Here is a 17981-nt window from a genome sequence, read left to right as displayed (position 1 = left end):
CGCTCTCAGGGAGGCAGGGAAGATGTCATTCATCACGAGAGGTTTCACCGGCCGGGGACGTGACCGCGATGAGGGGCTGCCGCCTGGGCAGACTCTCGCGCGTGACTTCCCCGTGCTGTCGTACGGCCCGACTCCGCAGATCGACACCGACGAGTGGGACTTGACGATCCGTACCGAACAGGGAACGCACAGCTGGAGCTGGGATGAGTTCCTGCAGCTGGATGCCGAGGACATCACCACGGACATCCACTGCGTGACGCACTGGTCCAAGCTCGGAACGAACTGGCGAGGGGTGTCGCTGGACACCCTGTTCGAGGAGATCGAGACTCAGCACGACTTCGTCATGGCGCACTCCTTCGGCGGGTACACCACGAACATCGCGCTCGATGAACTGCTGGATGGTCAGGCGTGGGTCGCGTTCGAGTACGAGGGCGAGCTGCTCGATGCGGAGCACGGCGGTCCGGCGCGGCTGCTGGTGCCGCACCTGTACTTCTGGAAGAGCGCCAAGTGGCTTCGCGGGCTGGAGATGATGCCGGATGATGTGCCGGGGTTCTGGGAGCAGAACGGCTACAACATGCACGGTGATCCCTGGCGGGAGGAGCGGTACTGGTGACCGGATCCCGCGCGGGATGGCACGTCGCCACTGTCCTGGAAGCACAGCCCGAGGGCCGAACAGGACGGCGCATCACCCTGAGGATCGACGGTTGGCCGGGCAACCTCGCCGGTCAGCATGTGGATCTGCGGTTGACCGCCCCGGACGGGTACACGGCGACACGGTCCTACTCCCTCGCCTCATCTGGGCAGGGTGACCGAGTGGTGCTCGCTGTCGATCGGGTCCGCGACGGGGAGGTCTCTCCCTTCCTCGTCTACGAGCTCATGGTCGGCGACAAGCTGGAGGTGCAGGGGCCGCTCGGCGGGTACTTCGTGTGGCGTCCGCCCACGGACGGCGCGGCAGGGCGCCCGGTGCAGCTCATCGCCGGTGGATCGGGCAGCGTGCCGCTGATCGGGATCGCTGCCGCGCACGCCGCCGCCGGAGATGCGACCCAGATGCGGATGCTGTACTCGGTCCGCAGTCCCGAGCGGCTCTTCTTCCCGGACGACCTGGCGAGCTTCGAGCAGGGGGACGCGCCGTTCCACCTCGACCTGGTCTACACCCGCTCAGCACCGGACGGAGAACCTGTGGGGCGGATCACCCGCGACTGGCTCGCGCAGGTCGTGCTGCCGGCGGACTCCGATCCGCTCGTCTACGTCTGCGGATCCACCGGCTTCGTCGAGACCGTCGCCGGGTGGCTCATCGAACTCGGGCACGACGCACGCTCGATTCGGACGGAACGATTCGGAGGAAGCTGATGGACATCGTGGACGGCAACGCACTCGCTGGGACGCTGAGCCAACTCTTCGCCTTCGAGGCGACAGAAGCACGAGCCCGGTGCAACAACTGCGGGCACATCGCGGAGCTCGGAGAACTGGTCGTCTACCTGAACCCCGCGAGCAGCACTGGGCGCTGCCGGAGCTGCGGGCACGTCCTGCTCGTGTTCGTCCAGGCGGACGGTCGCAGATTCGTGAACTTCACCGGCATGGGCGCCATCGAGTTCTGAGACCCCGCTGTGGGCCCTTGCCCGTGCTGAGAGTGAGCGCGCGGGGACCAGTCATCCGAGCACCCGCTGGAGAGGATTCTCCGAACTCACAGTCCGTTTCCAGGCCCGAGGGACCAGAAACCCTTCGCACCTTGTTCTCATCAATGACGCCGCATCCAGCGACGTCGGACAAGGAGAAACCGTGTCACACGACTACCGCAAGACCGAGGACGCCCTCGCCCGTCTTACTGAAGCCCAGTTCCGCGTCACCCAGCAGGACGGCACTGAGCCCGCTTTCCGCAACGTGTACTGGGACAACCATGCGCTGGGCATCTACGTCGACGTGGTCTCCGGGCAGCCGCTGTTCTCTTCGACTGACAAGTTCGACAGCGGCACCGGCTGGCCGAGCTTCACACGCCCTATCGACCCGGATGTCGTCACGACGCGCACCGACCGGAAGCTGTGGATCGAACGCACCGAAGTGCGCTCCACCGGCGCCGACAGCCACCTCGGGCACGTCTTCCTCGACGGTCCTCCTGCTGAGGGTGGTCTGCGCTATTGCATGAACTCCGCCGCTCTGCGCTTCGTCCCCGCCGCACAGTTGGCGGATCAGGGTTACGAAAACTACCTGCACTTGTTCACCGACCCGAAGGGAGCCGCATCATGACCAGCGGCATCAGCGACACCGGAACCATCACCCGCCAGGAGGGCGCGGAGACCGCCGTCCTCGCAGGGGGCTGCTTCTGGGGCATGGAAGATCTCATCCGCCGCCAGCCCGGCGTGCTGGGCACCCGCGTCGGCTACACGGGCGGCCAGAACGACCACGCCACCTACCGCAACCATCCCGGGCACGCCGAGGCGGTCGAGATCGTCTACGACCCCGCGAAGACCACCTACCGGGACATCCTCGCGTTCTTCTTCCAGATCCACGATCCGTCGACGCTGAACCGCCAGGGCAACGACATCGGCACCAGTTACCGTTCGGCGATCTTCCCGCTCGATGCGGACCAGGAGCGCGTCGCGCGCGAGACCATCGCCGACGTCGACGCCTCCGGCCTGTGGCCCGGCCCGGCCGTGACGACGATCGAGGCACCAGGACCGTTCTGGGAGGCCGAGCCCGAGCACCAGGACTACCTGATCCGCTACCCCGGCGGCTACACATGCCATTTCCCTCGCGCGGGATGGGTCCTGCCGCACCGCACCGCCTGATCGTCGACAGAGGGGTGGACCATCGCCGATGCGCTGGTCCGCCCCTCCTGAGCTCCGCCCCCGAAGGCGTCAGCCCGCGAGCATCCCCTTCATCTCGGCGATCTCTTCGGTCTGCGCGTCGATGATCTTCTGCGCGAGGGCAGTGGCGTCCGGGTTCCTGCCGTTCTCGACCTCGTCCTCCGCCATGTCGACGGCGCCCTCGTGGTGCACGATCATCTGCTCGAGGAACAGCTTCCCCGCATCCGCTCCGGACGCCGCCTCGAGGGCCGCCATGTCGTCGGCGCTCATCATGCCGTCGTCGTGACCCATCGAGTCGTCGGCGGCCGGTACGTCCCAGTCGTCGAGCCAGCCCTTGAGCTGTTCGATCTCGGGGCCCTGCGCCTCCTTGATGCGCGTGGCGAGGTCGGCGACGTCGGGGTCGAGTCCCTCCTTGCCGAGCACGAGATCGCTCATCTCGATCGCCTGCTCGTGGTGACCGATCATCATGCTCGCGAACATCGCATCGGCGTCGTTCGCGACGGCGTCGGATGCCGGCGACTGCGACATCCCCGGCATGTTCTCGTGCCCCGACGGCGTCGGAGTGCACGCGGCGAGCGTGGTGAGTGACAGGACGACTGCGCCCGTGATCAGGGCGCGGCGAATGGTGTTCATGGTTTCTCCTTCAGTGTTCGATGACGGTGCTTCGGCGCGCGGGCGCGCCAGAGCACGGGTCATCTGCGACTGATGCAGAGAACGTCGAGAGAGGGCGGCTGCGGGGCGACGGGGACCGCGGCGGGCGCGCGCAGCAGGATGCCGGGCGCCGGCAGTCCGCCGCGGAGAGACGGCGCACGCAGCAGCAGGATGCCGGCGAGCAGTGCGAGCACGCACAGCGCGGCCATCGTGCCGCCGGCGCCCGTTCCGTGCCCGGCGGGCGCCTGCAGGACGGCGGATGCGTCAACGCCGTGACCGGCATCCGCGTGCCGGACGACGGAGGCCTCTGCAGCCGTCGGCTGCGCAGCATCCGCCGTCATCGCGTGGGTGACCGCGGTCTCGGACATGCCGTGGTGATCGGAGGTGCCGTGCAGTCCGAGCACATGCATGCCGAGCAGGCCTGAGAGCAGGACGATGACGGCGATCAGCCGCCCTGTCCTCAGTGAGTACCCCACCTGGGTATCGTAACGGGCGACGACGCGTCACGCATCCGAACCGACCGAGGCGTCGGTCAGCGGGCGGGTCGACCGTTCCTGCGCCGCTGGATCGAAGCCCATCCACAGCCCGCGAGCGCGAAGACTCCGAGCGTCGCGACGATCATGCCGAAGAGCGCGAACGCGACGGGCGCCAGTCCGTCGGCCGGACTGGCATCGACCGTACGCCCGCCGACCGACCACAGCCCGACGAAGATCGGTCCCGATGCGCGCAGCCCTCCGCCGAGCATCACGGCCCCGACGGCGGCGACCGCCGTACTGATGGCGAGAGTGCCGATCGGCCGCCTGCCGGACTTCTCGACGCTGACGCCGAAGACACCGATCCCCAGGAATCCGGCGGTGAGCACGACCGCGCACACCATCCAGCCGATCCGCGTGAACGGCACCGCACCGGCGGCGTCGAGAACGGCGAAGTACATCACGCCGCCGACCGCCAGCGATGAGCAGATGAACACCCACCGGGGCTTGACGCCGAGCATGCCGACGATCCCGGCGGCGGCGAGCAGAGCGGAGACGCCCCCGGTGAGCGCACCGGTGGCGATGGCCGTCACCGGATCGGCGTCCGGCATCAGCGACGGCGTCACCACCCAGCCGATGCCGGCGCCGAGAAGCGCCGCGGCGATCAGGATCGCGGCAGTCGTCCCCGCCGACAGTTTCCATCGAGCCTGTTCACGCTCGCGATCCTCACGCTCGCGGCGGCGGATCTGCCGCGCCTTCCGGCGCTTCTGCTGCTCAGCGGTCGACAGCTGCCTGGACACGGCCGCCCTCAGTCCTCGGCCGACGTGTCGGCCGCAGTCGGCGCATTCATCGCGGCGAAGTAGCGCGCGACGACTTCGAGCTCGTCGAGAGTGAATCCCGCGTACACCCGATCCATGTGCGCCGAGACCTCGGCATACGGAGACCCTTCAGCGGGCGAGCTGATCAGCGCGAGCTTCTCCTCATCGACCCGCACCACCACGCGGCGGCGGTCGGCGGGATCGGAGATCCGGCTCACCAGTCCCTGCTTCTCGAGCCGGTCGATGACGCGGGTGGTCGTGCTGCTCGGCAGCTCGGTGCGCTGGCTGAGTTCGCCGGCGGTCAGGGGGCGTCCGGCGCGGGCGAGCACGCCGAAGGCCTGCAGGTCGACGACGTTCAGGCCCAGAGTGCGCGCGATGCGCTCGTTCCGCAGCACGGCATCCGCGATCAGCACCTGCATCTCGCCGTTGAGGCGGCCGATCACCTCGGACCTGCTTGACATCGCGTCCTCCCCTGCCTATTCTCTCCGTTGTGGAATTATCCCGATTCGGAAATATTCCATGAAGGAGACATCACCAGTCTAAGGAAGGACACCTCATGGCCACCACCACGCGACGAGGACTTGCCATCGGCATCCTCCTGTTCGCCTCATTCATGGACCTGCTCGACGTGACCATCGTGCAGGTTGCGCTGCCGTCGATCGGGACAGGACTCGACGCCGGGCCCGCCGCCCTCGAGTGGATCGTCTCGGGCTACATCCTCGCGTTCGCCGTCGCCCTCATCACGGGCGGCCGGCTGGGCGACATCTTCGGCCGCAAGCGGCTGTTCCTCATCGGCATCATCGGCTTCACCGCCGCATCGGCGCTGGCCGCCTCGGCCTGGTCGGGCGAGGCGCTCGTCGCCTTCCGCATCATCCAGGGACTGTTCGCCGCGCTCATGGTGCCGCCGCTGCTCGCCACCGTCCAGGCGCTCTACACGCCTCGAGAGCGCGCGCCGATCTACGGCCTCGTGGGCGCGGTCACCGGCCTGGCCGCCGTCATCGGACCGCTTCTCGGCGGCTGGCTCGTCGACGCCGACATCGCCGGACTCGGCTGGCGCTCGATCTTCTTCATCAACCTGCCCGTCGGCATCGTCATCGCGGTCCTCGCGGTGCGCTTCGTGCCTGAGACCCGGTCGGAGCGCCCGCTGCGCACCGACTTGTGGGGCGTGGCGCTGCTCACCGCGACACTCCTGTGCCTGATGATCCCGCTGATCGAGGGCCGCTCGCTGGGCTGGCCGGCCTGGCTGTGGGCGGTCGTCGGCGCAGGCGTCGTGCTGCTGGCGCTGTTCATCGGCCACTCCCGCCGCCGGATGGCACGGGACGGCTCCGCCCTGCTGCCGCTGCCGTTGTTCCGCAACCGCGGGTTCTCGGCCGGACTCGTCACGCAGGCGATGTTCCAGGGGGCGATGAACGCCTTCACGCTGCCGTTCCTGCTCTACCTGCAGCTCGCCCTGGGCTTCGACGCCCTGGGGGCGGGTCTGAACCTGCTGGCCTTCAGCATCGGCGCGATGCTCGGCACCGGACTGGCCGTCCCGCTGACGGCCAAGCTCGGCAAGGCGCTGATCGCCGCGGGCTGCGTGCTGATGGGCGCCGGCATCTGGTGGACCTACGCCGTACTCGTCGCCACCGGCGCCGGGTTCACGGGCTGGGCGGCGATCGGCGGAATGCTCACGGCCGGCGTCGGTCTCTCACTGATCATCATCCCGCTCGTCGACGTCGCGCTCGCGACCGTTCCGGTCCAGGATGCGGGTGCGGCATCCGGCACCTACAGCACCTTCCAGCAGATCGGAGCGGCCGGCGGCATCGCCGTGTCGACGACGATCTTCTTCGCCCGGATCGGCGACGACTGGAGCCGCACGTCGATGATCGACGCGCTGGGCGCCTCGGTCGCCGTCGCGCTCACCGGCCTGGCCATCGCGGCAGTGGCGAGCCTGCTGCTGCCCGGCGTGCGGGCGGTGCGCGCGCACCTCGCCGAGGAGAAGGCGCTGGCCGAGGCGGATGCCGCGGAGGCGGTCGCGGCCTGAGGCGCGGGCGTACCCGACTGGGATGCCAGGATCCGACGTCCCGGTCGGGGTCCGACTCCCCGGCATCCGTCCCCAGCTTCGGATGCCGGCCCGCGGCGCGCCGGAGCAGCGCAGCCCGCCCCGGCGTGTCGCCCGGCCGCTCCGCAGTTTGGGCACGTAGCGGCCGAATCGGCCACCCTCTGGAAAGGTCAGCGATTGCTGTATGGTCAGTACATGCTGACCATTGCTTCGCGAACGGACGTGATGAACCGGCTCGGGCGGGCCATGTCCGACCCGACCCGCTCCCGCATCCTGCTGTCCCTGCTGGACGGACCGGGATACCCCGCGAAGCTCGCCCGCGATCTCGACCTCACCCGCACGAACGTGTCGAATCACCTGGCCTGCCTGCGCGGCTGCGGCATCGTCGTGGCCGAACCCGAGGGCCGGCAGACCCGATACGAGATCGCGGACCCCCATCTCGCCGCGGCACTCACCGCACTGGTCGAGGTGACCCTCGCCGTGGACGAGAGCATCCCGTGCATCGACCCCGCGTGCACGGTGCCCGGCTGCTGTGACACGGAGCAGGCGTCATGACGACCGCGGTGCTGACCCCGGCGAGGACGGCGGTGCTGCGGCGACGGATCAGGATCGTCGTCGCCATCACGATCTCCTGGAACGTGATCGAGGCCGTCGTCGCGCTCGCGGCGGGAGGCGCCGCCTCCTCGGCCGCGCTGATCGGGTTCGGGCTGGACTCCGTCGTGGAGGTCCTCTCGGCCGCCGCGGTCGCCTGGCAGTTCGCCGCGCCGGATCCCGAGCGGCGGGAGAAGACCGCGCTGCGCGTGATCGCGATCTCGTTCTTCGGACTCGCCGCCTACGTCTCCGTCGACGCCATCCTGTCGCTGGCCGGACTGCGCGAACCCGAGCACTCGCCCGTCGGCATCGCGATCGCCGCACTGAGCCTGCTGGTGATGCCGTTCCTGTCCTGGTTCGAGCGCCGCACCGGACGGGAGCTCGGCTCGGCGTCCGCGGTGGCGGACTCCAAGCAGACCCTGATCTGCAGCTACCTCTCGGCGGCGCTTCTCGTCGGCCTCGTCCTGAACAGCCTGCTCGGGTGGGCGTGGGCGGATTCCCTCGCAGCCCTCGTCATCGCCGGCTTCGCTGTCCGTGAGGGGATCGAGGCGTGGCGCGGCGACGCGTGCTGCGCGGCGCCCGTTGCCGTGCTCACCGGAGAGCGCGAGGCCGAGCACTGCGACGACGACTGCTGCCGGCCGCGCTGACCAACGACCCGCGCAGACCGACGGGCGTCAGCGCCCGATCGGGTACACCACGACCCTGCGCCGGTCGCGCACCCAGACATCGCCGGACGCGCGGTGCTCGGCTCGCGTGGTGAAGCGGTACCGGTACGCGACGGCCCGAATCCAGCGCGGCTTCCGCCCGCCGAACGGATCGCGGGCGAGCAGGCGCAGCGTCGGCGCATCCGCCTCGAGCAGCCGGACCAGGAACACCGTGAACCAGTCGTCCAGCGAGTAGCCGAGCGGCAGGAACCACATCAGCCAGTCCAGCCGCAGGTGGTACGGCGCGAACTGCCGCGGAATGCGACCCAACTCCCCCGGCTTGCCCTTGAAGGGGTACTCGACCCACTCCGCGGCATCCGGATCCTCGTCGAGCGTTCCCTCGACGACGATCTCGATGCGCTGCTTCGTGACGGTGCCGAACGCGCCGTAGGCGTTCGCGAGCTGCCAGCGGTTGAAGCTCGCGTTCATCAACTGCCGGCGCGCGAACAGGTTGTGCAGCGCCGGCCAGCTGACGGCGATGTACAGGATGCCGACGGCTGACGTGATCACCAGCCAGTAGAGCGGCTGGGGCGCTGAGCCTGTCGAAGGGATTCCGACCGCCGAGAACGCCAGCACGATCGTCGCCCAGTTCAGCCAGGCGAAGTTGCCGGTGATCACCAGCCAGCACTGCGTGGCGATGACGATCGCGGCGGCGACGGCTCCGACGATGAGAGGCCCTTCGACAAGCTCAGGGGCCCAGTTCGCGAGAAGCGACAGGATCGGGGCGAACAGGAAGAACGGCACCACCAGCTGGGCGAAGTGGTTGCCGAGCACCTCGTCCTTGTGGAACCACCGCGGCAGCAGGTGCGCCTGACGGCTCAGCGGTCCAGGCATCGGCTGGGTCTCGTGGTGGAAGGTGAGCGCGGTGAGGTCGCGCCACTCGCGCCCGCCGCGGATCTTGATCATCCCGGCACCGAACTCGAGCCGGAACACCAGCCACCAGAACAGCACGATCACGACGGTCGGCGGCGGCTGGTCGCCCGAGCCCAGGAACGCGGCGAGGAATCCTGCCTCGAGCAGCAGCATCTCCCAGCCGAAGCCGTAGAAGGTCTGCCCGATGCTGACGATCGACATGTATCCGATCCAGAGCAGCAGGAAGGCGATCATCGGCACCCACGGCGGGCCGAGCTGCGGGATGCCGGCGACGAGCAGGGCCGAGACCGCGATGCCCATCCCGCACAGCGCGACGAGGCGCCGGTCCGTGTAGGTCACGTAGCGGAAGAGCGTGGGGCGCAGCATCCGCTTGCGTCCCCGCGCCCAGCGCAGGAGATCGGATGCCGGCAGCAGACCGTGCTCGCCGAGCAGCGGCCGGAACTGGTTCAGCGTCGAGATGAACGCGACGAGGTACAGCGCCGCGATGCCGCGCTGCAGCACCTCGCGCGCGAAAACGAAGTCGACGGCGGCGAACCCGTCCATGGGGACAGGCTACGTCCCCACACACCTTCGAATCGCGCAAATGGCTCGATTCTCGCCGAGAATGCAGCCAGTTGCGCGATTCGAAAGGGGAAGGCGTCAGGCCTGGGGCAGCGCGGCGACCACGTCGATCTCGACGAGGATGTTCGCCAGCTGCGAGCCCACCGTGGTGCGCACGGGGTACGGAGCCGTGAAGAACTCCTCGTACGCCGCGTTGAACTCGGCGAAGTCGGCGAGGTCCTGCAGGTGCACCGTCGACTTGACCACGTCGTCCATGGTCAGGCCGTGCACGGCGAGCACCTTCTGGATGTTGCGCAGCACCTGGCGGGTCTGGTCGCCCACGTTGTCAGCGATGGCGTGGTCGTTCGCGGCGTCCTGCGGGCCGAAGCCTGCGGTGTACAGGAATCCGTTCGCGACGACCCCGTGGCTGTAGGGGCCTGCGGGGGTGGGGGCACCTTCGGCGTAGAAACCGGTCTTGTTCGGCATGGTGTTCTCCTTCTTCTCGGTTCGGTCGGTTCGGTTCATCCCAGCTGGTGGGAGATCTCGGCGGCGGCCTCGCGCAGCACGGGCACGCGCTGCTCCAGCTGCTCACGGTTCTGGGCGGCGCGCAGCGCCGTGAGCGACAGCGCTCCGACGACGCCGGCGGATGTCACGATCGGCACGGCCACGCAGCCCACGAAGTCCTCGAATTCCGCGTCGTCGAACGCGTATCCCCGGCGGGCGGTGAGGGCGAGGTCGGCGTCGAGGGCGGCGCGGCTGGTCAGCGTGTTCGCGGTGTGCGGATGCCAGTCGCATCCGGCGAGCAGCGCGTCGCGACGATCGACGGGCAGCTCGGACAGCACGGCCTTGCCGATCCCGCTGCAATACGGCAGCACCGAGGCGCCGACGCGCGAGTACATCCGCACCCCCGCGGCATCCTCGACCTTGTCGACGTAGACGATCTCGTCGCCGATCAGCGCCCCCACGTGCACGGTGTTGCCGACGATGCGGTGCAGCCGGCGCACCTGCGCGAAGGCCGCGCCGCGCAGATCGAGCTGCTCGAGCGCGGCACCGCCCAGCACGGCGAGCTGCATGCCGACCGCGTAGCGTCCGTCGGGCTGCTTGCGCACGAATCCGACCTGCTCCAGGCTCTGCAGCTCGCGGAACATCGTGGTGCGGTGGATGCCGAACTGCGCGGCCAGCTCGGCCGCAGACAGGGGCTCGGCGGCGATGGATGCCAGCACGGCCGCGGCACGGGTGACGCTCTGCGACATCGGTCAGGCACCTCCCCGGCGCAGCCCGCGGCCGGGAAGCGCCCCGGTCGGCTCGCCGCCGGCGAGTACGCGGACGCCGGCGACGAACACGTCGTCGATGCCGATCGCGAGCTCACGCGGATTCTCGTAGGTGGCCCCGTCCGCCACGGTCGCGGAGTCGACGAGCAGCACGTCGGCGACCGCCCCCGGCTCGATCGCGCCGCGCCGGCCGAGGCCGAAGCGCTGCGCCGGGCCCGTGGACAGGTGTTGCACGGCATCCGCCCACGACCAGGTGCCGAGTTCTCGGACGAACTCGCGCAGGTACCGGGCGAACGAGCCCGCCGCGCGCGGATGCGGATGCTTGCCGATGAAGATGCCGTCCGACCCGCCGAGGTGACCGGGATGCGAGAAGATGCGCGCCAGTTCGGTCGCCGGGCGCGGGTTGTGCACCGCCATGACGGCGCTGCTCTCCATGCGGGATGCCGCGAGCAGATCGAGCGCGAAGTCCATCGGGTCGGCGCCGGCGCGGGCGGATGCCTCGCGCAGGGTCAGTCCGTGCGCCCAGTCGTACTCGGATGCCGCGATGTGCGCGAGCGTGATCATGTCGGGCCAGTCCGGCCCGAGGCTGGGGCTGTTCGACGCGCGCTGCACGCACGCCGCCCGCAGCGCCTCGCGGCCGGCGGCGTCGGTGAGGCGCGCGACGGCCTCGTCGACGGTCAGAGCCGACACCTCGGGCGGCAGCAGCGGCATCCCGAGCAGTGTGCAGCCGCGGATGTAGGGGTACGCGTCGAAGGTCGCGTCGACACCCTCGGCGGCGAGCGCGTCCAGCTGCGCGAGCACGATGTCGGCGTCGGCGTGCAGATGGGACACGTGCACGGGCAGCGGTGCGCCGGCATCCGCTGCGACGAGCCACGAGATCTCGGCCATCTCGGAGATGCCGGCGGCCGTGTTGTCCTCGTAGCCGCCGCGCATGTGGCTGACGTAGACGCCGCCCGCAGCGGCGACCGGGGTGCACAGCGCCGCGATCTCGTCGGCGTCCTGGAAGATGCCCGGCACGTAGTCGAGCCCGGTCGACAGGCCCAGCGCCCCCTCCGACATGCCCTGCGCCACGAGATCGGCCATCCGTGCGCGCTCGTCGGCGGATGCCGGGCCGCTGCGACGACCGCAGACCTCGTAGCGCACGGTTCCGGCGGGTACCAGGTAGCCGACGTTCAGCGGGGATGTCCCGTCGACGGATGCCAGCAGCGCGGCGACCCCGCCGCCGCGGTAGGCCGGGTGCGGTCCGTTGATCGCGGCGAAGTACTCGCTCGCGTAGGCGCCGTCGCCGGGGGCGTACGAGATGCCGTCCTGCCCGCCGATGATCGTGGTGACGCCCTGACGCAGCAGCGCGGTGGTGACGTCCAGGTCTCGGAGCAGGCCATCGGCGTGGGAATGGGCGTCGATGAAGCCGGGCAGGATCAGCCGGCCCGTCGCGTCGATGACGACGTCGCCGGGCTGCTCCGGGACATCGCCGACTGCGGCGATCGTCGCACCGTCGATGACGACGTCGGCGCGCGTCGCACCGGACGGCGTGACCACCGAACCACCGCGGAGAACTGTACGACCGGACATCATGCTCCTCAGAAGTACGTGCGGACGAGACCGGTGACCACGCCGGACTCGAGCGAGTCGACGACGGGCAGCACACGCCACTTGTCGAAGGCGGTGCAGGGATGCGAGAGGCCGAACCGCACGACGGAGCCGACCGCGAGAGGCTCGGCGGGGCGCACGTACGAGTGCTGGTCGTTCATCGCGGAGAGGGTCGCGTCGACCGGATGCCAGGGGCCGGCGAGGTCGTCGGCTGCGGCGCGCGGGATCGGCAGACCCTCGTCGTAGGGGAAGTCGCGCTTGCCGGCATCCACCAGTGCGAGACCCGGTTCGGGACTCGAGACGACGCGGGCGATGCCATGCATCGCGTTCACGAAGTGCGGGCCATCGCCACTGCCGCCCTCGTCGAACGGCGAGATGCCGCGGTAGAAGCCGTCGTCGTGCACGGTGTAGGCGCCGGAGCGCAGCACGAACCGGGTGCGTCCGTCGCGCTCGGCACCGGCCCAGACGTCGGCGACGATCTCGAAGTAGGCGCTGCCACCGGCCGTGACGTACACGTCCCCGTCGCCGTAGAGCGGGGTGATCGCGCGGTGCAGCGCGAGCTGCGCCTCGAGGTAGGTGCGCACGGCGGCGAGTCCGGCATCGGAACGGTCGTGGGCCAGGCTGCCCTCGTAGCCGGCGACGCCGGCCAGTCGCAGCACGTCGGATGCCGCGATCCGCTCCGCCACAGCCACGGCCTCGTCGTGCGACCGCGCACCGGTGCGGCCGCCCTCGGCGCCGAGTTCGACGCACACGTCGACCGGACGCGGCACCCCGGCCGCGCGCAGACCGCGCTCCATCGCATCCACCGTCGCGAGCGAGTCGGCCCAGCACACGAACCGGAAGCCGGGGTCGGCGAGCTCGCCGGCGAGCCAGGCCAGCGACCGGGCGTCGACCGCGGCGTTGGCGAGCATGATCGAGTCCAGACCAAGGTCACGGCCGGTGCGCACCTGTCCCATGGTCGCGAGCGTGATCCCGAGGGCGCCGGCGTCGAGCTGGCGCTGCCACAGGTCGGGAGCCATCGTCGTCTTGCCGTGCGGCATGATCTCCAGGTCGCGCTCCGCGCACCACTCGGCCATGGTGGCGACGTTCGCCTGCATCGCGGCGTCGTCGAGCACGATCAACGGCGTCCAGAACTCGTCGAGGCGCGGCTTCGTCGCGAGGAAGGCGGATGCGGTCATGCCGATCGCGCGCACCGGGATGCCCTTGTCACGTGCTGTCAGCAGCTCGTCGTTCAGATCGCTCATCTCACACCTTCCTCTTGGTGTGCATATACTGCAACGTCAGTTGCAATCTGCGCACACTCCGTCTCATCATGGTAACCATGTCCGACGCCTCCGCACCACGCCTCATCGCCATCGGCGAGACCATGGCCCTCATCGCTCCCGCTCATGCGGAGCCGCTGGCCACCGCCGCGGAGGTGCGTCTGCTCATCGGCGGCGCCGAGTCGAACGTCGCGATCCACGCCGCGCAGCTCGGCGTGCCGACGGCATGGGTCAGCGCCGTCGGTGACGACGCGCTCGGCGTGCGCGTGCGCGACGAGATCGCCCGCCACGGCGTCGACGTGGGCTGGGTCACCGATGACCCGGATGCACCGACCGGCGTCTACTTCAAGGACCCAGGGCACGGCGTGCTCTACTACCGTCGCGGATCCGCTGCCTCGAAGATGAGCCCGGCGACCGTCGCCGACGTGCCTCTCGAGCAGGCCGAGATCGTGCACGTCTCGGGCATCACGCCGGCGCTGTCCGCCACCTGCTTCCGGCTGCTCGACGCCGTCATCGACCGCGTCGACGGCGGGCCCGGCATCCTGAGCTTCGACGTGAACCACCGGGCCGCCCTCTGGGAGCCCGGCGCGGCCGCGCCGGCCCTTCTCGCGCTCGCGCGGCGCGCCGGCATCGTCTTCGTCGGCCTCGACGAGGCCGAGGGCCTGTGGGGAACCTCCGACGCGGATGCCGTGCGCGCCCTGCTTCCCGAGCCGGAGCTGCTCGTCGTCAAGGACGGCGACATCGGCGCGACAGAGTTCCAGCGCAGCGGCGATGCCGACGTGCGCACCTTCGTGCCCGCGATCAAGACCGAGGTGGTCGAGGCGGTCGGCGCCGGCGACGCCTTCGCCGCCGGCTACCTCGTGGCCCGTATGCAGGGTGCGGAGGCCGCCGAGCGACTCGACGCCGGCCACCGCAGGGCGCATCTCGTGCTGCAGTCCACCGGCGATCTTCTGCCCGACAACCTGTGAGAGGCCCCCGACCATGACCGACAACTCCGTATTCGACGAGATCTTCCGCGACGTCCCGCTGATGGCGATCCTGCGCGGCATGGGTGTCGAGCGCACGCTCGCCACCGCCACCCGCGCCTGGGATCTCGGCATCACCGCCGTGGAGGTGCCCGTACAGACGCCGACCGACGTCGAGGCGCTGCGCGTGCTCGCCGAGGCCGCCCGCGAGCGCGGGCTGACCGTGGGTGCCGGCACCGTCGTCTCCCGCGAGCACGTCCGCCAGGCCGCCGAGGCAGGCGCCGCGTTCACGGTGAGCCCCGGCTTCGACGTCGACGTCGTGCGCGCCTCGCACGAGGCCGGTATGCCGCCGCTCCCCGGCGTCTCCACCGCCTCGGAGGTGCAGGCCGCACTCGGCGAGGGACTCACCTGGCTGAAGGCCTTCCCGGCGTCCTTGCTCGGAACGGGCTGGTTCCCCGCGATGCGCGGACCCTTCCCGCAGGCGAAGTTCGTCGCCACGGGCGGCATGGATTCCGCAGGCGCCCGGGCGTACCTGGATGCCGGAGTGCGGGTCGTCGCCGTCGGCTCCGCCCTCGAGGACGAGACGCAGCTGCCCGCGCTGGCCGCGCTCCTCGGCTGAACGCACGGGAGCAGCCCCGGGCGCGAGTCCGCACTCGGGGCTGCTCCGCGCTGTCGCAGCATCCGCTCGCTCAGACCGTCGTCTTCACCGTCGTCGTGGCGGCGAGCTCGTGCAGGCGTCCGGCGCCCTCCACGTCGGGGATGATCGACGCCTTGAGGGTCGCGATCACTCCGACGATCGAGATGACCGCGGCGTAGACGACGACCGGCCAGAAGGATCCGCCGGCCCACGCGACCAGCGCCGTGCAGATGAACGGTGCCAGGCCGCCGCCGAGGGTGTTCGAGATCTGGTAGCCGATGTTCACACCGGTGGTGCGCGCCTCGGCGTCGAACATCTCAGCGAGCATGGTCGCGAGGGTCGCCTGCATGGCGACGCCGAACACCACGAAGCCGAGGATCTGACCGAGCCAGATCAGCCACATGTTGCCGGTGGTGAAGAGCGCGAACGCCGGGTAGACCATGGCCGCGAAGCCCAGGCATCCGATGATGTACACCGTGCGCCGGCCGATGCGGTCGGAGATGTGCCCCCACAGCGGAGCGACGAAGATCTGCAGCAGACCGACGATCATGGTTCCGGCGAAGCCCATCCATGCCGGCAGGTGCTTGTTCGACACCATGAAGCCGAGGCCGTAGGTGAGGATGACGTAGCCCGCGATCGACTGCGGCAGACCGATCAGGATGCCCATGATCGCGTTCTTCGGGTGCCGGAACGCCTCGACCAGCGGGTTGGCCTTCTTGCCGGCGGCGGCGATCTGCATGGCCTGGGTCTCGGTGAACTGCTCGGACTCCTCGAGCTGGCGGCGCAGGATCACGGCCGCGATCGCGAGCACGATGGAGAACACGAACGGGATGCGCCATCCCCACTGCAGGAACCACGACTCCGGCGTGAGGCCGAGTCCCGCCATCAGACCGCCGGAGACGACGTTGGCGACGCCGGCGCCGCTGATCAGGAAGGCGCCGTAGAGGCCTTTCCTGCCGGTGGGCGCGGCCTCGACGACCATGGTCGCCGCGCCGCCCATCTCACCGCCGACGAAGAATCCCTGGAAGAGGCGGAACAGGAGCAGCAGCAGGGGCGCGGCGATGCCGATCGCCTGGTCGGAGGGGATGAGGCCGATGCCGGCTGTGGCGATGCCCATGCCCACCACGGTGGTCATCAGCACGACCTTGCGGCCCACGCGGTCGCCGACGATGCCCCAGACGACACCGCCGACCGGACGGAGGAAGAACCCGACCGCGAACGTCGCGAACGACGCCAGCTGCGCGACCACCGGGTCGTCCGTCGAGAAGAACACGGCGGGGAAGACGGCCGCGGAGGCCAGACCGTACAGGTAGTAGTCGTAGTACTCGATGAGCGTGCCGATGGCGCCACCGGCGACCGTCTTGCGCTGACGGGGCGTCAGCCCGCCCGTCTTGACGGCTGTGGACATGGGAGCCTCCTTGCTCGGGGAATGCGGGGGAGAGAGTTCGGGTGAAGCGGGTTCAGCCCTCGACCTGGAGGGCTGTGGTGGATAAACTAACCCCGACATAGACATTCTGTCCAGTGGTAAGATTTTTTGTAAAGCTGAGGTGGACGATGGGGACACAGTCGACGATGGATACGACGGCGAGCGCGCTGGCAGGCGCTGCCGCCCGCCAGACGTACGAGAGCGCCGAGGAGGTCCTCCGGCTCTACCAGCCCGTGATGCGTGCCCTGGCCTCCGCCGCCGGACCGTCGGTCGAGGTCGTCCTGCACAACCTCGACGGCGCGGACGTCGACCTCGGGCACACGATCATGGCCATCGAGAACGGGCACGTGACCGGACGCTCCGTCGGCGGGCCGTCGACGTCGCTGGGCCTCGACGTCATGAAGGACCGGCAGGCCGACCACGACGCCTTCGGGTACCGGGGCACCACGAGTGACGGCCGCGAGCTGCGCTGCTCGTCGGTCTACTTCCGCAACGCGGCCGGCGACATCATCGCCTCGTTCTGCATCAACGTCGACCTCAGCCCGATCCAGCAGGCCAGGAACATGCTCGAGGCGCTGCTGCCGGCGGCCGGTGCTGCCGTCGGCGACGAAAGCGGCCCGCACGAGCACTTCGGCACCGATCTCGTGTCGGTGATGGACTCGATGATCACCGCCGCGATCGCCGAGATCGGGCGCCCGGTCGAGCAGATGTCGCGCGACGACAAGATCGCCGTGCTCGAGCGCCTCGACCAGCGCGGGGCGACCCAGATGCGCAAGTCCATCGAGGCGATCGCGAAGCGGCTGGGCATCTCGCGGGTGACCGCGTACTCCTACCTCGACGAGGCGCGCACGCGATGACGACATCCGCCGAGATCATCGCCGCACGGCTCGCGCACGTCGACGCGCGCCTCGCCTACGAGATCGACGTGGTCGCCGCCGCGGAGGCGGTCGAGCGCGGCGAGGCCGTGCTGGTCGACACCCGCCGTCAGGAGTCGTGGGATCACGGCCACATCGCCGGCGCTCTGCACCTGCCCAACAAGACCCTGGATGCCGGCATCGCCGGCCTCCCCCGCGACCGCACCCTGATCGTGTACGGCTGGGGGCCGGGATGCAACGGCGCCACCGCGACGGCCCGAGTGCTGCTCGCGGCAGGACTCGACACCCGAGAGCTCTTCGGCGGGTACGAGTACTGGGTGCGCAACGGCTTCCCGACCGAGGCGGACGGTGTCATCACGCGCCGGACGCCCGATCCGCTCGTCACCGCAGAGGTCTGAAACGCCGAAACCCCCTCTGAATGACGTCATTCAGAGGGGGTTCCGACGAACCGGCGGTGAGG

Annotated in this window: 22 protein-coding genes; 12 read left to right on the top strand and 10 right to left on the bottom strand. The window is 69.7% G+C overall.

The genetic code is table 11. The features are described 5' to 3' along the window. The first annotated feature begins 22 nt into the window (after positions 1-22). From GON06_RS04165 to msrA, 5 genes are all read left to right on the top strand, one after another. Complete coding sequence (locus tag GON06_RS04165) at positions 23-613, top strand: molybdopterin-dependent oxidoreductase (RefSeq protein WP_157311052.1); 591 nt, start codon at positions 23-25, stop codon at positions 611-613. Then, complete coding sequence (locus tag GON06_RS04160; RefSeq protein WP_332837151.1) at positions 610-1350, top strand: FAD-binding oxidoreductase; 741 nt, start codon at positions 610-612, stop codon at positions 1348-1350. The genes GON06_RS04165 and GON06_RS04160 overlap by 4 nt, the downstream gene beginning before the upstream one ends. After that, on the top strand, positions 1350-1598 hold the full coding sequence (locus GON06_RS04155; RefSeq protein WP_157311051.1) for a DUF6510 family protein: 249 nt from the start codon (positions 1350-1352) through the stop codon (positions 1596-1598). Before GON06_RS04160 ends, GON06_RS04155 begins: the two co-directional genes overlap by 1 nt. Positions 1599-1779: 181 nt before the next feature. Beyond that, complete coding sequence (msrB, locus tag GON06_RS04150; protein WP_332837150.1) at positions 1780-2244, top strand: peptide-methionine (R)-S-oxide reductase MsrB; 465 nt, start codon at positions 1780-1782, stop codon at positions 2242-2244. Then, positions 2241-2786 (top strand): peptide-methionine (S)-S-oxide reductase MsrA, encoded by a 546-nt coding sequence (gene msrA, locus GON06_RS04145; protein WP_157311050.1) that lies wholly within the window; start codon positions 2241-2243, stop codon positions 2784-2786. The genes msrB and msrA overlap by 4 nt, the downstream gene beginning before the upstream one ends. A gap of 69 nt (positions 2787-2855) precedes the next feature. Here the strand turns inward: msrA and GON06_RS04140 are convergent, their stop codons facing one another. The 4 genes from GON06_RS04140 to GON06_RS04125 are packed head-to-tail and all read right to left on the bottom strand — an operon-like array spanning position 2856 to position 5207. Further along, entirely contained in the window at positions 2856-3437 is a 582-nt protein-coding gene (locus GON06_RS04140; protein ID WP_332837149.1) for a DUF305 domain-containing protein, read from the bottom strand. Positions 3438-3496: 59 nt separating this feature from the next. Next, entirely contained in the window at positions 3497-3931 is a 435-nt protein-coding gene (locus GON06_RS04135; protein WP_157311049.1) for a hypothetical protein, read from the bottom strand. Between the two features lie 56 nt (positions 3932-3987). After that, complete coding sequence (locus tag GON06_RS04130; protein WP_157311048.1) at positions 3988-4728, bottom strand: hypothetical protein; 741 nt, start codon at positions 4726-4728, stop codon at positions 3988-3990. An 8-nt stretch (positions 4729-4736) separates the two neighbouring features. Further along, entirely contained in the window at positions 4737-5207 is a 471-nt protein-coding gene (locus GON06_RS04125) for a MarR family winged helix-turn-helix transcriptional regulator (protein ID WP_157311047.1), read from the bottom strand. Between the two features lie 95 nt (positions 5208-5302). Here GON06_RS04125 and GON06_RS04120 point away from each other — a divergent pair, with 95 nt between their 5' ends. The 3 genes from GON06_RS04120 to GON06_RS04110 all read left to right on the top strand — a co-directional run bounded on the left by GON06_RS04120 (position 5303) and on the right by GON06_RS04110 (position 8025). After that, complete coding sequence (locus tag GON06_RS04120) at positions 5303-6769, top strand: MFS transporter (RefSeq protein ID WP_157311046.1); 1467 nt, start codon at positions 5303-5305, stop codon at positions 6767-6769. 213 nt (positions 6770-6982) lie between these two features. Then, a complete protein-coding gene (gene cmtR / locus GON06_RS04115; protein ID WP_157311045.1) occupies positions 6983-7342 on the top strand; it encodes a Cd(II)/Pb(II)-sensing metalloregulatory transcriptional regulator CmtR in 360 nt (119 codons plus the stop codon). Then, the gene (locus GON06_RS04110) at positions 7339-8025 is read left to right on the top strand and encodes a cation diffusion facilitator family transporter (RefSeq protein WP_157311044.1); all 687 of its coding nucleotides are present in this window, start codon (positions 7339-7341) and stop codon (positions 8023-8025) included. The genes cmtR and GON06_RS04110 overlap by 4 nt, the downstream gene beginning before the upstream one ends. Positions 8026-8052: 27 nt before the next feature. On the opposite strand, the gene GON06_RS04105 is transcribed toward GON06_RS04110, so the two are convergent. From GON06_RS04105 to GON06_RS04085, 5 genes are all read right to left on the bottom strand, one after another. Then, positions 8053-9498, bottom strand: a complete 1446-nt coding sequence (locus tag GON06_RS04105; RefSeq protein ID WP_157311043.1) for a lipase maturation factor family protein — start codon at positions 9496-9498, stop codon at positions 8053-8055. A gap of 96 nt (positions 9499-9594) precedes the next feature. Then, complete coding sequence (locus GON06_RS04100; RefSeq protein ID WP_116242478.1) at positions 9595-9981, bottom strand: RidA family protein; 387 nt, start codon at positions 9979-9981, stop codon at positions 9595-9597. A gap of 35 nt (positions 9982-10016) precedes the next feature. After that, positions 10017-10748 carry an IclR family transcriptional regulator gene (locus tag GON06_RS04095; RefSeq protein WP_157311042.1) on the bottom strand — a complete coding sequence of 244 codons (732 nt, stop codon included), beginning with the start codon at positions 10746-10748 and terminating at the stop codon, positions 10017-10019. A gap of 3 nt (positions 10749-10751) precedes the next feature. Further along, positions 10752-12341 carry an N-acyl-D-amino-acid deacylase family protein gene (locus tag GON06_RS04090; protein WP_198346596.1) on the bottom strand — a complete coding sequence of 530 codons (1590 nt, stop codon included), beginning with the start codon at positions 12339-12341 and terminating at the stop codon, positions 10752-10754. Positions 12342-12346: 5 nt separating this feature from the next. Continuing rightward, positions 12347-13600 carry an alanine racemase gene (locus GON06_RS04085; RefSeq protein ID WP_157311041.1) on the bottom strand — a complete coding sequence of 418 codons (1254 nt, stop codon included), beginning with the start codon at positions 13598-13600 and terminating at the stop codon, positions 12347-12349. A 77-nt stretch (positions 13601-13677) separates the two neighbouring features. Between GON06_RS04085 and GON06_RS04080 the strand changes: the two genes are divergently transcribed. Both GON06_RS04080 and GON06_RS04075 read left to right on the top strand, forming a co-directional pair. Further along, on the top strand, positions 13678-14586 hold the full coding sequence (locus GON06_RS04080) for a sugar kinase (protein WP_198346595.1): 909 nt from the start codon (positions 13678-13680) through the stop codon (positions 14584-14586). Positions 14587-14599: 13 nt separating this feature from the next. Beyond that, on the top strand, positions 14600-15202 hold the full coding sequence (locus GON06_RS04075; protein WP_157311039.1) for a bifunctional 4-hydroxy-2-oxoglutarate aldolase/2-dehydro-3-deoxy-phosphogluconate aldolase: 603 nt from the start codon (positions 14600-14602) through the stop codon (positions 15200-15202). Positions 15203-15272: 70 nt separating this feature from the next. Here the strand turns inward: GON06_RS04075 and GON06_RS04070 are convergent, their stop codons facing one another. Next, the gene (locus tag GON06_RS04070) at positions 15273-16628 is read right to left on the bottom strand and encodes an MFS transporter (protein ID WP_157311038.1); all 1356 of its coding nucleotides are present in this window, start codon (positions 16626-16628) and stop codon (positions 15273-15275) included. Between the two features lie 164 nt (positions 16629-16792). On the opposite strand from GON06_RS04070, the gene GON06_RS04065 reads away from it, so the two are divergent. Both GON06_RS04065 and GON06_RS04060 read left to right on the top strand, forming a co-directional pair. Then, entirely contained in the window at positions 16793-17503 is a 711-nt protein-coding gene (locus GON06_RS04065) for a helix-turn-helix transcriptional regulator (RefSeq protein ID WP_198346594.1), read from the top strand. Then, a complete protein-coding gene (locus tag GON06_RS04060) occupies positions 17500-17919 on the top strand; it encodes a rhodanese-like domain-containing protein (protein WP_157311036.1) in 420 nt (139 codons plus the stop codon). Before GON06_RS04065 ends, GON06_RS04060 begins: the two co-directional genes overlap by 4 nt. Positions 17920-17981 lie beyond the last annotated feature (62 nt).

Source organism: Microbacterium sp. MAH-37, from assembly GCF_009758255.1.
Lineage (GTDB): Bacteria > Actinomycetota > Actinomycetes > Actinomycetales > Microbacteriaceae > Microbacterium.
This window is presented reverse-complemented; position numbering and strand designations above follow the sequence as displayed.